Annotated in this window: 13 protein-coding genes; 5 read left to right on the forward strand and 8 right to left on the reverse strand. The window is 58.7% G+C overall.

Annotated features, from left to right (window positions below; translation table 11 throughout):
• Positions 1-138: 138 nt before the first annotated feature.
• Genes M017_RS0125940 through M017_RS0125960 form a run of 4 tightly spaced genes read right to left on the reverse strand, consistent with a single transcriptional unit; the run spans position 139 to position 3,938 of the window.
• Complete coding sequence (locus tag M017_RS0125940) at positions 139-1,635, reverse strand: hypothetical protein (protein WP_035958856.1); 1,497 nt, start codon at positions 1,633-1,635, stop codon at positions 139-141.
• Positions 1,628-2,554 (reverse strand): hypothetical protein, encoded by a 927-nt coding sequence (locus tag M017_RS29595; protein WP_031501172.1) that lies wholly within the window; start codon positions 2,552-2,554, stop codon positions 1,628-1,630. Before M017_RS29595 ends, M017_RS0125940 begins: the two co-directional genes overlap by 8 nt.
• The gene (locus M017_RS27185; protein WP_080508188.1) at positions 2,551-3,003 is read right to left on the reverse strand and encodes a lytic transglycosylase domain-containing protein; all 453 of its coding nucleotides are present in this window, start codon (positions 3,001-3,003) and stop codon (positions 2,551-2,553) included. The genes M017_RS29595 and M017_RS27185 overlap by 4 nt, the downstream gene beginning before the upstream one ends.
• Positions 3,000-3,938 carry an AAA family ATPase gene (locus M017_RS0125960; protein ID WP_051670885.1) on the reverse strand — a complete coding sequence of 313 codons (939 nt, stop codon included), beginning with the start codon at positions 3,936-3,938 and terminating at the stop codon, positions 3,000-3,002. Before M017_RS0125960 ends, M017_RS27185 begins: the two co-directional genes overlap by 4 nt.
• Positions 3,939-4,100: 162 nt before the next feature.
• Here M017_RS0125960 and M017_RS0125965 point away from each other — a divergent pair, with 162 nt between their 5' ends.
• The 4 genes from M017_RS0125965 to M017_RS0125980 all read left to right on the forward strand — a co-directional run bounded on the left by M017_RS0125965 (position 4,101) and on the right by M017_RS0125980 (position 9,068).
• Entirely contained in the window at positions 4,101-4,877 is a 777-nt protein-coding gene (locus M017_RS0125965) for a prenyltransferase/squalene oxidase repeat-containing protein (RefSeq protein WP_031501174.1), read from the forward strand.
• Positions 4,874-5,812 (forward strand): DUF362 domain-containing protein, encoded by a 939-nt coding sequence (locus tag M017_RS27190; RefSeq protein WP_051670886.1) that lies wholly within the window; start codon positions 4,874-4,876, stop codon positions 5,810-5,812. The genes M017_RS0125965 and M017_RS27190 overlap by 4 nt, the downstream gene beginning before the upstream one ends.
• 245 nt (positions 5,813-6,057) lie before the next feature.
• On the forward strand, positions 6,058-6,417 hold the full coding sequence (locus M017_RS0125975) for a PadR family transcriptional regulator (RefSeq protein ID WP_031501176.1): 360 nt from the start codon (positions 6,058-6,060) through the stop codon (positions 6,415-6,417).
• On the forward strand, positions 6,414-9,068 hold the full coding sequence (locus tag M017_RS0125980) for an ABC transporter permease (RefSeq protein ID WP_031501177.1): 2,655 nt from the start codon (positions 6,414-6,416) through the stop codon (positions 9,066-9,068). Before M017_RS0125975 ends, M017_RS0125980 begins: the two co-directional genes overlap by 4 nt.
• A 269-nt stretch (positions 9,069-9,337) precedes the next feature.
• On the opposite strand, the gene M017_RS0125985 is transcribed toward M017_RS0125980, so the two are convergent.
• The 4 genes from M017_RS0125985 to M017_RS30845 form a co-directional block, all read right to left on the reverse strand.
• Positions 9,338-11,995, reverse strand: coding sequence for an ABC transporter permease (locus M017_RS0125985; protein ID WP_031501178.1), 2,658 nt, complete (start codon positions 11,993-11,995; stop codon positions 9,338-9,340).
• Between the two features lies 1 nt (position 11,996).
• Positions 11,997-12,392, reverse strand: coding sequence for a PadR family transcriptional regulator (locus M017_RS0125990; RefSeq protein ID WP_337588912.1), 396 nt, complete (start codon positions 12,390-12,392; stop codon positions 11,997-11,999).
• 188 nt (positions 12,393-12,580) lie between these two features.
• Positions 12,581-13,561: a serine hydrolase domain-containing protein gene (locus M017_RS0125995; RefSeq protein WP_051670529.1), complete on the reverse strand. Its 981-nt coding sequence runs from the start codon at positions 13,559-13,561 to the stop codon at positions 12,581-12,583.
• 701 nt (positions 13,562-14,262) lie between these two features.
• Positions 14,263-14,676, reverse strand: a complete 414-nt coding sequence (locus tag M017_RS30845) for a methyltransferase domain-containing protein (RefSeq protein WP_080508189.1) — start codon at positions 14,674-14,676, stop codon at positions 14,263-14,265.
• 801 nt (positions 14,677-15,477) lie between these two features.
• On the opposite strand from M017_RS30845, the gene M017_RS30365 reads away from it, so the two are divergent.
• The coding region (locus M017_RS30365) for a hypothetical protein (RefSeq protein ID WP_238326049.1) at positions 15,478-16,187 on the forward strand (710 nt) is incomplete at its 3' end.

Raw genomic sequence — 16,187 nt, forward strand, 5'->3', positions numbered from 1 at the left:
GATCCGACAGTGTGCGGCATTCTCGGGCGTTCCCTCCGAACACCCTCAGAATAGCCGCTTCAATCGGGACTTCCAACCCAGAAGGATCTCGCTAGATCGATCGAACTGAGCCTCTCTCGAACAAAGTCGACGGCGAAACTAAGGTCTTACTGGACTCGAAGCTTCGTTGCGCCTGAGCATCCGGTTTGCCTCCCGCATCTCCTCGCGAATCTGAATCAACTCACGGAGTTCGGGTTCTGAGATGGTCGATACGTTTGGACTACCCGGGGACGAACCTGCCTCAGGTTGTGCTCGACCGCCCGATTGCACTTCGGATCTCTCCTGCAAGACGAGATAGAAGCGCGTGTTCGCAGGCACCGTTACGACGACGTTCTGCTGGTAGGCCAACCGCGCGAGTTCCTGCTCACCCGCGAGCGCAACGTTGGACGCGATCCGCTCCCTCAACAGAACCGAATTGTCGATACCGCCGCTCAGCCCGCGCCCACCCACGGCAAAGGCTGCGATAGTGCCCACACCTGTCAGCGCACGAGTCAAAAAGCGCTTACCCTGGTTTAAGCCCGATACCTCCCCACGCAATGCCTCCCGTTGCATTCCAAGCGCGCTACCGGAGATCTCCTCCGTCTCCCCGCTTGGGAATTCGAGCGAATGAAACTTCAGCGTCACCCAGCCCTGGGGTGTTGCGCCCGCCAATTCCCCGTAAGCCTTCGTTCCGGCCGGTACCAGGATTTCGCCAGCTTCCTCGTAGTTGTATTCGATGACCGCAATTACCGGTGCCTTCGCTGCGGAACTGACCCCATGTTGAAGTCGGGCCACCAAGGCCAGCCCTTGCGGAAGGCTCCGGCCGCTGACTTGCGCGACGGTGGGCTTCACGCGTGCAGTGCTTGAGACATTTGCCGTCTGCGAACGGACAAAGATGAAGGACGACTTGCCCAGTTGGGGAACCTCCTTCACTGCGGGTACAGGGGGCGGTTGGGCATTTGCTGGCTTTGGCTGGCGGCTCTGATAGTCGGAAATTGCTGCCTCCCAATTGGTCGTGGCTGGTGGTGGCACGGTCCGATTCTGCCGGCGATACGCATCCGCAAGAGCGGCGTCAGGCGTCGGCGCATCTGAGAAATCCACGGATGACAGATCTTTCGCCGGCCCTAGCACCGGCGGCTGCGGCGGAACCCGATTCCGCATCGTTCCGAGCAAGTCTTGCTCGGTCAGTTCGTTCGTTTCCTCGTTGGGCTGCTGGTTGACATTCAACTGCGGCACCGGCGACCGATTCCCATTCTCTTGGTTGGTCGTCTCCGTCGCTGGCCGCCCTAGATTGGGTCCCGTTCCGCGCGATTTCTTGGTGCTGTCAGCATCGGTCGTAAACATTCCCACAAACAGGAACAGACACGCCACACTGGCCCCAACCAGAACGACCAACCCGCGCGTCCGTTCTGTGGATTTGCTGTCGCGGCTTGCAGGAGCCGCAAAGCGAGCCCGTACCCGGTCAAAGAACGATTCCTCGCTCGCCGCTTCATCGCGTGAGTCAGGCTCTTCTGCCCGATGGTCGTGGACGTCGCCCTCGGACTGCTCCTCGACAACCTCGGACTCACCTCTCTCTTCCTCATTCCAGTCTTGTGACGGATGCCGTTCCTCAGTCATGACGAACCTCCTCTCGGATTGCAGAAACCCCAAAGCCGATCGGTGCCAGTGCGGGTTGATCCACCGCGCCGCTCTCGGCCAGTTGCAGAAACAAGCTTTCTTGCGCCTGCTTAAAGCCGGGCCGGGTGAACACCACGACCCCATCCACGCGCTCGCCGGGGCCGAGTCGCCGCCGCGAAAGGCGAAAGTCAAGAACCGGCAATTGCTCACTGGTGGTCCATTGATCTTTGCGAATCAGTGCACCCTTTCGGGACTTGCCCGCCAACTGCACCTGCGGGGGCATGATCTCGATGGCCCTCGATTGAGGATTCACTGCGGAAAACAACACCATCACCGTGCGCCCCTCATCGATCACTTCGGAAACACCCGCCCTGATCCGGTCGCCTTTTTCCGTCTGGGTGGGAGGCTTGGCTCCATAAAGCGGCGGAAGCGGGGCAAGTTGCTGCCGCTGGAGACGCGCTGCTAGTGTGTCCGGGACTGCTTCTGGCTGGACACGTTGAAGTGCACTAATTCCTGGGACCTCCGACCTGGCCAACACGCTTTCCTCCACCAGGAAGCTCCCGCGCGGTTTGTAGGCCAGGACGAAGTCCACCTGTCTCCCTCCGCCCGAATCTGCCCGAAGCAGAAAGCTGTATTGGCGTCCGGTCGTAGTCAGAACCAACAGGTTCGACTCGCCGGGCAGTTCCGATGTCGGCTTCACCAGCACAAGGGTCGGCTCCTTGTCAGAATGTTCGGCCAGGAACTTTTCCGGATCGCCCAGCACCAGCGAACTCACAGGCTCTGAAACGCGGATAGCTGTCGCGAACCGCGGCGCCACGCGAACCACTTGCACTTGATCCGTCTGGGTCCGCTTGCTCACCACCGGCACAGTTTGGGCAGCGAGCACACCGAATGCAAAAAACAGGACGATCGATTTCATTTCCTCAAGTCCCTCCGATGTTGGTGGTACAAATATGCAACTCGCCGGGTATAGCTGACCGTCTCCGGGTTGCGGTAGCTCAGGCCAGCCCTACCAATGCGGCCATGCCCAGCGTTATAGGCCGCGACAACCAAACGCAGATCGCCGTCGAATCTTTTGAGAAGGAACGCAAGATATGCGACTCCGCCCCGAATGTTCTCCGCCGCAGCGAATCGGTTTCGCACACCAAAGGCCGCCGCAGTCTCTGGCATCAACTGCATTAAGCCAACAGCCCCGGCCGGCGAGACTGCATGTACGTTCCAGTTGGATTCCGCCTCAATCACCGCACGCACCAATTCCCACGCCACCCCGAAATGGTCTGCCGATCGGTCTGCGACTTCCAAGAAGCTGGCGGTCTGCGCGAACGTGGGGACGCAAAGCGCCAATCCACAAATGAGTACTGCTCTCATGTGGTGCTCCCCGGGTCAGCACCCACCATCGCCCGCAGCGCCTGGTCACGATACTCGCGCGCCGTAGCAACCAGACTGCTGAAGCCATCGCGCAGCAGGAGCCGCTTCACGTCCTCTTCCGTTTTGGCCAAGAATGGCAGGAGCACATCCCGGTCCTCCGGACGAATCTCTGTCCGGCCCAACAGTTGCAGCGCACGAACGAACTGAACGATCTCATCAATCGACGGCGGCTTCACCAGGTTGTATCCGCGCAGTGCCTGCGCCAGGCCGACGGCCTGCGCCTTCAGTTCCAGCGGGGCGTCCACGGTTCGGATATCGAGGATCTCCGCTTCCTTCTTCACATCGGGATGCTCGATTCGTTGGTATAGGCTGCGTCTCCGCAATGGGTCGCCCAGCCGCCGCTCCTGGTTCGATGTCATCACCACGAAAGGAATCGTGTAAGCCTTCACGGTCCCCAGCTTGGGCACAGTGATCTGCCAGTCGGAAAGGATCTCCAGCAGCAGCGCCTCAAATTTTTGATCCACCTTGTCGAGTTCATCGATCAGGAGTACCACGGGCTTGGGTTGCAACACAGCTTGGAGTAGCGGCCCATGCGTAAAGAAGTCCAGCGTATGCAGCCGGCCGCGCAACGCATCCCATTGCCGCTCAACTTCATTCCCTTGCGTTTCGAGGAAAAGGCGCTGCAGGGCTTCATCGAAAGATCCAATCGCCTGCCGCTCCGTGATCCCCTCAAAGCATTGCAGGCGGATCAACTCCGTCCGTGCCGCCGCCGCGAATGCTTGCGCCAGGTACGTTTTGCCGGTGCCAGGCGGACCCTCGATCAAGATGGGCTTCTGCATGCGCGTCGCGAGCCAAATGATCTGGACCAATACGGGGTCCGTCGCATACCCCGCGTTCCGCAGGCCGAACGCGACAGATTCAGGCGAGTCGAACATGTTGGCAGTCTACGCAGCATGCGTCGCAGGCCAAAGCGAGTTTCCAGCAACTCGTTTCGTGAAATCGCCCAACTGCTCTACCGTCAAGCCATCATGCCAGTGAAAGAATGCTCCCTACTTGAAGCCGAGCTTCAGGCCCGGCTCCCTCGCAACATAGAAGAGATGGCCCTCCGCCGCATTGCGCTCCGAAGATCAAACCTGGGCACCACGGAACTTCTCAACTCGCAACTGCCTTGTGGCGCCTGGTCCAATTGCCCGGTTACCGCCATCCCGAATGCATACGCCACCGGACTCGCCCTCCTCGCCCTCGCGCACTGCAAGCCGAGTGAGCGAAGCGAAGAAGCCGCATCGCAAGGCTTCAAGTGGCTAGAGCAGACGAGAGGACGCGAAAGTCATTGGCTATGGCAATGGAAGTTCCGGTTATTCGACCGCAAAGTGCGCTTTGATCCCGGCAAGTCCGGCTGGCCATGGGTAGAGAACACCGTGAGTTGGGTCGCCCCCACGGCCCTTGTGCTTCTCGCCTACGCCGCCTGGGGTAAGTCATCAAACCGTATTTCCTCCGCGATCGCGATGCTGCAGGACAGGGCCTGCCCGTCCGGCGGATGGAACGCGGGCAACGGCCACGCCTTTGGCGTCGACCTAGATCCGCACCCTGACTTCACAGCCATGGCAGTCTGCGCCCTGCGAGCGCATGGGCAGTTAGATTCCCGCAAGGCCGCCCAATATCTTGAGCGTCGGCTGCAATCGTGCCCTTCGACTTATTCATTGGCGTGGGGTGTCCTTGCCTTGGCAAATCTCCTGGAGATCAGTGCCACCTCAGTTCGGGAATCACTGCGGCGAATGGCCGATGCGCAAGCCAGCACAATGAACACAACGGCGCTGGCGCTCACGCTTCTTGCCCTGGAAACACCGGTCTTCCGCTTCGGGCGGCGCGCATGACAGATCGACGGAAAGCCCTTGGTGGCCTTGCTCTTGTAGGAACGTCTGCCCTGGCAATTCAACAATCGTTACGCGACCGCATTCCGAAGAAGCCTCGGCCTCCTTCACGGGTCGCGGTACTTCGCTGTGAATCGTACGAAAAGGCCTATCAAGTTGTCTGGGATGGCCTGAAGCTCCTCGCGCCGGCGGTTCGAGGCAAGTCCGTACTCCTGAAACCCAATCTAGTCGAGTACTCCGCGACCGCCCCGATCAACACCCATCCCACAATCATCGCTGCTGCCGTTGACAGCCTCTACCGCTTGGGGGCCACAACCGTAACGGTCGGCGAAGGCCCCGGTCACGTCCGAGACACAGAACTTCTGCTCGAGGAATGTGGCCTCCGATCAGCCTTACGCGAAGTCGGTCGCACCAGGTTCGTTGACCTCAACTACGACGAGGTGCATCGCGTGAAGACGACAACGCGCCTCACCGGACTTTCTGAACTCTGGCTGCCTCGAACAGTCCTTGCGGCAGACGTTCTGATATCCATGCCGAAGATCAAAACCCACCATTGGGCCGGAGTGACCCTGAGCATGAAGAACCTCTTCGGTGTCGTCCCCGGCTCCGTCTACGGCTGGCCGAAGAACGTCCTCCACTGGCAGGGCATCGACAACTCAATCGTCGAACTCGCCTCGACGATTCCGATCCACTACGTCATCGCCGACGGCATCGTTGCCATGAAAGGAAACGGCCCGCTCCACGGCTACCCAGTGAATCTGGGATGTCTCGTGTTCGCCGCCGACCCAGTTGCCGCCGACGCTCTCTGTTGCGATGTCTTGGGTATTGAGGCAGATTCAATACGCCATTTGGCGATTGGAACTGGCCAGGCAAGCCCAACACCATCCAACTGCTTGCATCTCGGCGAGAACGACAAATCCAGAAGACAGCGCGACTGAGCCTTTCCTGCCCTAGTCGAGCACCCCAAGCATCTCTGCCCGAATGAAGTTCAGGGATGAGAGTGGTTTCGCAGTTTCCGAATCGCCCGTGATCGAGGTGGCGTCGGAGACGGATCTACCCTTCGCGACAAGGCAGGGGCCTGCGACGGGCGCTTCTGCTGGTGATCTTTACAAATAGCGGAACTTTTCGTCAAGTCATCCGTATTCTAGGAAGCGATCTACTAGTCGATCATCGACAGGAAAGCATGCCGAGACAAGAATCCCCTCTTCAATCCGAGATGGTCCAAGGAACCCTGGACATGCTAATTCTGCAGACGTTGGTCCTCGGCACAGCACACGGACAGACAATTGCCCATGCGATCGAGAGAGGGTCTGAAGAGGTGTTGCAAGTCGAGCACGGGTCCCTGTACCCCGCCTTGCGCCGCCTCGAGAATCGAGGATGGATCGCCTCATTCTGGGGGACTTCCGAAAACAACCGGAAGGCCAGATACTATCGCCTCACGCCGGAAGGCAAGAAGCAACTGGCGGCGCAAACGTCACGCTGGGAGCAGTTGGTGAAGGCTATCGGCCGCATCCTGCGCCCGGCCCGCGAGGGACAGTCATGAATTGGCGGCGATTCTTGAAGCGAGGCGACGCGGACGCCGAACAGAGCGAGGAACTGGAATTCTACATCGCCGTCACGGCGGAGGAATACATCGCACGCGGGATGGAGCCGAGCGCCGCGCGAGACGCAGCACGCAAGAAGCTCGGGAACCCGCTCTTGATCCGCGAGGAGGTATACCAAATGAACACCCTGATATTCCTGGAAGGCCTGGTGCGGGATGTCCGCCATGCACTTCGCATGATTCGGATGAATCGAGGTTTCAGCGCGGCTGCGATCCTCTCGCTTGCCCTCGGCATCGGCGCGAATGTGGCAATCTTCAGTGTCGTCAATGCGGTACTTATCCGTCCCCTGCCTTACCCGGATGCGGAATCGCTGGTTGGTGTCTTCAACTCGAGCATGATCGAAGGCGTAACCTTTAACGACATGGGGCTAGGGCCTTCCATCTACGCCGGTTTGAAGGAGCATTCGGCTGCGTTTCAAGAGTTCGGTGTCTGGCAGGCGGGCACGGCAACAGAAATCGGCACGGGCGAACCCGAGCAGATCAAGACTGTAACAATGACCCGCGAAGTCCTGACGGCGCTGGGCGTTACGCCATTCCTGGGCCGGCCGTTTTCCGTTGAAGACGACACCCCCGGGACGCCAGAAACCGTCGTTCTTTCCCACCTGTATTGGATGCGACGTTTCGGCGGCGATCCGCGAGTGCTGGGACGCACGGTAACGATTGACTCCGTTCCGCGCGAGGTGATTGGCGTGATGCCGCGGACTTTTCGGTTTCTCGATCTTTCCCCCGATGTTTTGCTGCCGCAACGTTTCGCCAAAGCGAACCTGCCCTTCGAGCCGTTCTCCTGGCCGGGTATCGCAAGGCTCAAGCCAGGTGTGACTATCGAACTGGCAAATCGCGACTCGGCGCGCATCTTGACGCAGGTGATCCCGGAGAACGCTCGATCCTTCGCCGAGCAAGTTCGATTCAAGCCCAATTTGCGCGCGCTAAAGCAGGACGTTACCGGCGACATCAGTGGAGTTCTCGGCGTTCTGATGGGCGCGCTGGGCCTCGTGTTCCTGCTAGTCTGCGCCAATGTCGCAAACCTAGTTCTGGTGCGTTCACAGGCGCGAATGCAAGAGTTCGCGATTCGAGCGGCGCTAGGTGCAGGCTGGGGGAGAATCGCGAGAGAGTTGTTTGTGGAAAGCCTGACCCTGGGTGTCGTCGGTGGAGCTTGTGGGATGGCGCTTGCGTATGGGGCGGTGCAGTTTCTGAAGGTCCAGGATCTTGCCAGCATTCCCCGGTTGGCGGAAGTCTCAATTGACAGCGCAACTCTGGCCTTTGGCATCGGATGCTCGGTCACCGGTAGTCTGCTCTTCGGCCTGATCGCTGTTCTCAAGTGCGGCATTCCTGGCCGGATCCGCAGCGCTCGCGGGGCGAGCATGAGCTTCGATCAATTGCGAACGCAGAACGTGCTGGTTGTTGCGCAAGTTGCTCTTGCTTTGGTACTGCTCGTTGCCAGCGGACTGTTGATTCGTACCTTCGTCGCGCTGCGAGGTGTCCACCCCGGCTTCACTCAGTCCGAGCGCATACAGACGGTCCGCATTGCCATCGCAGGCGAACAAGTGCAAGAAGCCGAGCGCGTGGCGCGGATGCAAACCGAAATCCTCGATAACGTCTCTCGTCTGCCAGGGGTAGAGGCTGTTGGTTTTGCGGATGGCATGCCCATGGAGGCGGACTATCGCAACGGGAATCTGATTGCTGTCGAAGGCAAGTTCGTGCTGGGGCAGCCTCCGCCCAACAGGGTGGTCAAATATGTCTCTCCTGGCCTGTTTGCCGCGCTAGGCACCCGGTTGCTTGCCGGCCGGGATTTCTCACGGGAGGATCTCGCCCAGCGACGACTGGTCGCAATCGTATCGGAGAGCATGGCGCGCGAAAACTGGCAACAACCCGGTGCGGCACTGGGCAAGCGGCTGCGGCCGGGCGCTCTCGGAGACAAATGGTTCGAAGTCGTGGGAGTGGTGGAAGACGTGCATGACGAGGGCGCGCACAAGCCGGCTCCGCCTATGGTCTATTTCCGGACGGGCGTGTACGACTCTTTGCGGCCGGATCGGCCGCCCTCGGTCCGACGCGGCCTCACACTCGCGATTCGAAGCGGAAGAGTGAATAGGGAGAGCTTTCTCCGGGAAATTGCCACGGTTATCCACGCTGTGAACCCAAGGTTGCCCTTGGCGCAAGTGCGAACCCTCGATGAGATTTACCGGCGCTCGATGGCGCGTACTTCATTCACGCTCGTCCTGCTGGGCATTGCTGGAATGATGGCCTTGACTTTGGCCATCATCGGCGTTTACGGCGTGCTGGCCTATGCGGTTGGCCAGCGGCGGCGAGAAGTGAGCATCCGAGTTGCCCTTGGGGCTCAGCCCAGTGAAGTGAAAGGCCTGTTCATCCGGCGGGGGATTTCGCTGGCGGGCCTCGGCGGGGCCATCGGATTGGGTACAGCTATGTGGCTTTCAAGGTGGGTTGCTCCGCTTCTGTTCGGCGTGACAGCGCTCGACACTGCCACATACGTGCTGTCCGCGGTGGTTGTTTCGACAGCGGCGGTGCTAGCGAGCTATATCCCCGCCCGCCGAGCCGCAGCGGCGGACCCCATGGAGTCGCTTCGGACAGATTGACGCGGGGTTGGGGGGGCGGAGCTATCGTCACTGGGTTTCTGACACGAAATTGGACGAACTCTTTGCACTACGGAGCTGCTATCTATTCTCCGAGCCGCGTGCATCTGCCGGGCCACTAAGATTGGGATGGCCCACGATCAACGGTCAACTCCCGAATCATCGGCGATATGGCAATTGACGGATCGCGCGTTATCCATAAACTGGTGTCGATAGGCCTGCACTTTTCTACCTTGAGGGGCCTATGCTGGCCGACAGCAGTAATTGGACCTTCATTCACTCCGCAGGGACTCCTGCGGATTGATTGTCGCGGCTCTCCACGCAGGGACGATAGCTGCAACGAGCGCAATAACACCCACTATGCTAACCACTCCGAGCAAAGTCGCCCGATCCAATGGTTCCACTCCATAGAGCAGTTCTAGCATCGCCCGAGTCACGGCAACAGCACCCAGTAGTCCGAGCATAAGGCCCGCAACAGCCAACCAGACACTTTCCCTCACAACAATCACAACTATGGCCCTCACGCTGGAACCCAGCGCTAGCCGAATTCCGAACTCCCGCGCCCTTTGTGCCGTCAGGTATGCCAGCGTCCCATAGAGCCCCAAAGTGGCCAATAATAAAGACACGCCCGCAAACGCTGCAAGAACAAACAGAACGAAGCGGGTGTCCCCGATCGAGTCTGAAACGTAGGCACTCATTGGGAGTATGTCGACGGCCGCCCGACCGATATGCGCCTTATCAATCGCAGCCCTAATTGCCGGCGCCATTCGCTCAGACGTCTCGCGGGTCTTGATTACCAGGGAGGTCTCGATCGACGGCATCAGGTAGCCAGGAATGTCGTCGTCTCGCACGCGCGTGGCTCGTACGGCAGCGGTCACGCCAACTATCTCGAGATCGTCGCGTCGGCCAGTTCGATAAACTGCCAGACGTTTTCCAATGGCTCCTTCCGGCCACAGCCGCCTGGCGAGGCGCTCGTCGACGATCACTACTTTACGTAGCGAGATGACATCGTCATCCGTAAAGTCACGACCTGCAAGCAAAGGCGTTCCAACCACTCCAAGATATCCAGGCATGGCTCCCTGTTGGGTTGCCAGGATCGGCGGATCGTCCGGTCGGTCGACACGCCCGACCCGGCGCTTCTGTTGGTTGGGAGAGAGGGGCAAAGGTCCAGCAGCGCTCACTGCTTGAACACCAGGAATAGCTCGTACTCCATCAATCACTTCGCGCATGACCGTCCACTGCTGCTCGGCTTTCGGGTAGAGACGCAGGCTGAAGGGTACCTGGGTGGTGACGACGTGGGTAGGGTCAAATCCGAGAGGCGCGTCCAGGAGGTTCAGAAATGACCGTAGGATGAGGCCACCGCAAGCCAGGGGCACGATCGACAGGGCGACTTCGATCACGACAAGCGTACGTTGCAGATTCCGCGAACTGGTCTTCGTGGTCTGTGCACGGTTTGCCGCGAGCGAGTGGACTGATGAGGAGCGCCACGCAGGCAGCGTCCCGAAAAGAAGGCTCGTAACCACGGCCAAGGCAACAGCGAAGATTGCCACCTCTGTATCGAGTGCGATCCTTGAGTGCAAGGGAACCTGAGAAGCGCTAGCGCTGGCGATGACTTGGAGTGCAAAGCGCGCCAGAATCAGACCAACGCATGAAGATACGAACGCGAGCAGGAGACTTTCGGTGAGCAGTTGCCGGGAAATCCTGACGCTACCCGCACCCAGCGCGGAGCGGATCTCAAATTCCCGCTGTCGAACCGTGCCTCTGGCCAATAAAAGGTTAGCGACATTCGCGCACGCCAACAAAAGCACAAATCCAACGACGCTCGCTAACAGAATCAACTTTGGCCGGGCATCGCGTGTGACTGCCTCCTGGAGCGGCACCGCTGTAAACCGGAGTCTGTTACTCAATTCGCGATCGAGTTGAGCTGCTTGCCATCCTGTAGCGCCGGCATAATACAGCGGATGTTCCTGTTGAAACTGAGACGCGATCGTTTGCAACTCAGCGTTCGCTTCACTGAGAGTAGCGCCGGTCCTGAGCCGCGCGAGGATGGGGATCCCTCGGTACTGCCGGGTCGGACTCATAGCAAAGGGAAACCAGACGTCGATTTCCTCTGCGGCGCTGGCGGCCGGTGGCAGGAAGAGGCGGAAATCTGCCGCAAGGACCCCGGCAATTTGCACGTCCTGATCATCAACCCGTACGGTTCTTCCGATGACGCGGGGATCTGAGGAGAAGCGGCGCCGCCAAAGTTCGCCGCTGATGAGAATGGCGGACGGCGCCGACTTAGGGTTGTCGAGTCGCGAATCAAGAAGCCTTCCGAGGGTCGGTCGTGCGCCCAGCAATGGAAGAAAATTATCGGAAACACCCGCATGCGTCACGCGCTCGGACTCGCCTCTGTACGTGAGCGTCGCCGTGCCCGTGTCAAGCATCGAAACCTGTTCGAGAGAATGGCTACGTTCCTTCAAGTCGAGCACTTCGCCAAGTGCCGCACCCGCGTTGGCAACGCTCCTTGCATCAACTTGAATCGTGACAATTCGGTCGGGTTCTGGATAAGGCAACGGGCGCCACATTACCCCGCGCATCAGGCTAAACATCGTCAGGGTCGCGCCCATTCCGAGCGCCATGGTCGCGATCACAATCGTCGCAAACCCGCGTGCTCGCATCAGACAGCGGCACGCAAAGCGAACGTCATCAGCCGTTGTCCTAATTCCTCGTCCAATCCACACGTCCCGGACACCTTCCTTGATGGAATCAATCCCTCCTGTTTCCACCAATACCAGACGTCGCGCTTTGTCGGCGGGCATGCCAGAATCAACAAGCCGTTTGGTTTGTTCCTCCACATAGTCCCTGATTTCGGCGTCAAGTGAATTATCGGCATCCTGTCTGCGAAACAGGTTCGCAAATAGCCGGTTCAACCCTCTGGCGATTCGCATGTCAGGTTGACTCCAGGAGTGCGGTCATTGCCTGAACAATCCGTGTCCAGGTCTTCTGTTCTGCGGACAACTGCTTGATGCCGTCGGGGGTCAGGGTATACGTCCGGACCCGGCGACCCAACGCAGACTCTTGCCAACTGCCCGTGATAGACCCCTCCTGTTCGAGGCGATGAAGTGCGGGGAACAACGATCCAGCCTTGACCTGAAAGGCGCCGTGCGTAACCTGAGCAATACGCTCCGCGATGGCGGAGCCGTGCATCGGGTGCAGTTCCAGTGTCCGCAAGATTAGGAGATCCAGCGTACCTTTAAGGAGCTCAAGAGATGGCTCTGTCATAGCTGTAGGACATCGATATAGAGATTCTATATCACTCCGTGTGAATTCGCCGGGGCTCTCCATGCGGTTGCGAACAGATACTCCGGAGTCTCTGTAAAGGAGCCATTTCTCCGCAGTTTCCGTGAATCAATCAACCCATGATCAGCGGAGTAGTGTTTATTGATCTTGCCCCCATCGTCGGCGATCGGTCAATCGACGAATCGTGCGTGATCCGGCCGGCATTGCGCTACACTGCGCGACAAGGGGAGAGCCTACTCTCGCGCCACCGCCAGAAGGCCTGAGTGCATCGAATCAACGACCTCGTCGTTCTCAACATTGCTTAGGATGATTACGGTAATGCCTCGTGCCGGGAGGTAGCTCAGGTACGCTGAGAATCCATCTATACTGCCGTCGTGCCAAACCAGAAGCTCGCCTTGAAAGACAGACAAGGCGAAGCCATAAGCGTAGTCGATTCGTCCCGCTCCTGTCATTTGTCGAAGCGACTCATCAGAGACAACCCGGAGTCCGAAGAGGCCTTGCACCCACCGCAACAGGTCGCCGGTCGTAGAATACATCCCGCCCGCGGCCCAAGCCGCCGAGACCGGGCTTAGACTGGGGCGCAGGGCTCCATTCGTCAGCACATGTCCCTTTGCCCGGCGGGTCAAATCAAGTTGGTCGCCTTCATCCAAGCCTGAGTCAATCATGCGCAAGGGGATCAGGAGTTTTTCTCTCAGCAGGTCTCCAAATCGTCTTCCACTTGCCGTTTCCACCACCCCACCCAGAAGGATGTAATTCGAATTGCTGTATTGAAACTTGCTCCCTGACGGAAACTCGAGCGGTCGTTCGCGGAAGAATGCAATGGTCTCAGCGGGCGTCCTTGTGGTGGACGACCACTGCTCAAATCTCGGATCGTCGGTGAAGTCGGCAATTCCCGACGTGTGGTTTAGAGCCTGATGAATCGTAACGCCCGCCCAAGCAACCGGGCTCCCTTGGATGTATTTCGAGACAGGATCGGTAAGCCGCAGTGTTCCTTCCTCGCGAAGAAGCTCGATTAGTACTGCGGTGAATTGCTTGGTGATGGATCCGATCCGGAACTTTGTGCTGGTCGTGTTTGCCTCTCCCGAGACGGAGTCGGCGAGGCCAAATGACGCATCGAGCAGGGTGCTGTTTCCCTCCGCTACGAGGACCGAACCGGAGAAGTGCTTCAACGCAGCCAACGCTCGTGCCTCCGACTCGAGACGCTCGCGCCGCATTCGCGTTCCCCGTGAGGAGTCGCAAGAGAGAATCGCACTTGATAGCAGAATTCCGCAGAGCACAAATCGGACTCGTGCCATCAGGACCCGTGGGCAAAGCTCATGATTCTAGTGTAGTTCGGCCAGATGAAAATCCAAACTCGCGAAAAACGGCGAAGATTTGATTGAGCAGTAAATCCCTTATCCGTCCGGCGATCCGGCAATTGACGAATCGAACGTTCGGGATGAATAGCTCAACACCACGCGATTTGAACGAAGGTCGGCATGACACAACCGCCACGATTCACCGAGGGCACTTCTCGCGGGTGAAATTCCATCCATCAGCCCCGCAGCGCAACAACGCGGTGTCCCAACAAACGCTAGCACCTGCAGCGACCGCTCTGCCTTCCCAGATGCAGCCCGCCGCTTTCGGAGCGGCTTCTCCGCAACCAGCCTGACTAGGCGCTCTTCGAGTTTCTTGAACACTCCAATCCGGGCCGTGCCCAGACGTCCTCGTACTTGATGACTCGAAGCCCGCTGAATAATGAAAGCAGTTCGTTGTTTCCGAAATGTTCCGGTTGGCCAAACTCGTCTGGTGTCTTAGATGCCTGTCTTCCACAACGACAATGCCACCAGGCCGCAACGCCTGGGCTACCCTCGGCGCGATGGCTTTGGTCGGTTCGTACGTCAAGACGATCAGGTCCCACTTTTCCGTGCCGAAATCAAAGGCTTCGAAGGTACTGACTTCTGCAGTGAGTCGGAACAGCGAGGCGTGCGGCTTCCAATTTGGCTTGCCGAAATTCCCTCCCGTCGGCGGAATCGAACCCGGTAACGTCCCAACCGTTCCGGGCAAGGAAGAGCGCATTGCGCCCTTGTCCCATTCCGACGTCCAATGCGCGTCCCGGTTTGCGGTTCCGAACCGCTTCAACCAGTAAAGCGTTTGGTTCGCGAGTGAATACATCTGAGCCACTTGAATAAAGGATGTTGTAGTCGCCGGGTTGCGCTGATGCGCACATTGACACCAGCAGGAGCGCTCCAAGGCTTCGCATGACTTTCAGTCTACTCACGGGAAACGGCATAGTTTTTACCAATCCCGTCCAGGATCGTCGGCGATCCGTCGATTGACGGAGAAGCATGAATGTTCACTCCAACAATCCCCGCACACTGGGCACCTTCACCGAAGCCGATGGGTCTGGGAACCCATTCAGCACCAGCCATTCCCTGTGGGCCGGCGGCAACTTTGTATAGGGTACAAAGTGGGGATGCTCCCGGAGAAAGGCCTCAAACGAGGACTCGGCGATTCCTCCCTTGAACCGACGAAGGTAGCCACTCTTCAGCAATCGCTGCACTGTCGTGCGGAGCGGCCGATATCGTGCGCAACTTGCTTCACTGTTAGCGGCTGATGCTCCAGTTCATCCATGTCGCTTCTCAACTCGTTGCTTGTGCTTTCGAAACGCTGCTGGGTGCGGCCATTTGGGTTCTGCCCGCGCTCAATCGCATCGCGCTCGTGCCGGTTCCATCGTGGCTTCGTCTGCCACGGCCACTGGTCGCGCGGGAGTTCTACCGCCGAAGGAACTCCTTGATTGCCTCCGGAGTCCGCTCCAGTTCATTCGCCAACGCTTCAATGGGTCGTCGCCACGTCTTCCGGTTCCTTGGCCCATGCAACAACCAATCGGGAATTCTGATGTCGTCCAATTTCGCATGCCTCTCACACCGGCTCCTCAATGGGGTCTTGATTGGCATCCTAGGGACGCTTCGCTTTTTCAACAATTGGCAAACGTGACGGCTCGGCAGTTCGTCATCGCGCCGCTCAGGGATACGGTGGCGGCGCTAAACCTCTGCAATGACGGGAGTTGAATGCCTAACGCATTTGCCTGCTGACGCCGGGAACAGCCTTCGCGGCCATGGTCAAAAAATGTCGATCCCTTGTAGTGTCCGTGGGTAATATCGGAATCGATTTTCTCCGAGGGATTGCCGCTTTTTCCCAAAGCCATGCATACTCGATGGGAGTGGGCAAGAACGAATCAGCGCGGTCCAACCGAGGCAGTGATTCCCAGACCGAACTTTCCGAACGAATGCTTCAGCAGTCGCTGAGAGTCTCATGGAGGGGCTTGGCGGCAGAGGTTAATCGCGTTCTGGAATTCCGGGCGTTTTCACTTTGGACACGAGCAATCATTGAGATCGAAGGCTCAATTCCTGACTCAGTGCTTGCCTCCATCGAGGGACGCTGCCCTGGATCTGGGATGCGCAAAAGGGGCAATCACGATCTGGGTTCGCTGTGGACAGACCTTCTTGCGTGGTCCGAGCAGTTCGTGTTCACAGAGTCTAAAGCTGGCGGATGGATCGAGGCGGCCCACTATTACTCCGGCCTGGACCCTCGTTCGGAGCAAATCTGGCTGCATATGGAGCGATCCGTGAGTGAGTGGTCTGAGAAGCGGCCAACCCACTACCCCGAGTTCACCGAATGGTGGAAGACCGCTCCGGCACCGAGCTTTGAGATTCCCCCGGCACTCTGGACGAAGCCATTGAGGCAATCGCTTTCTCCTATTGGGCAGTTCTGCTTTTGGCAGTCGGTGACCAAGAAAGCTCCCTGCAAGACAAAATCGAATCTCGCTGCCCGAGCTTCCTTACGAATCATCCGATTCCA

Source organism: Bryobacter aggregatus MPL3 (assembly GCF_000702445.1).
GTDB classification, from domain to species: domain Bacteria; phylum Acidobacteriota; class Terriglobia; order Bryobacterales; family Bryobacteraceae; genus Bryobacter; species Bryobacter aggregatus.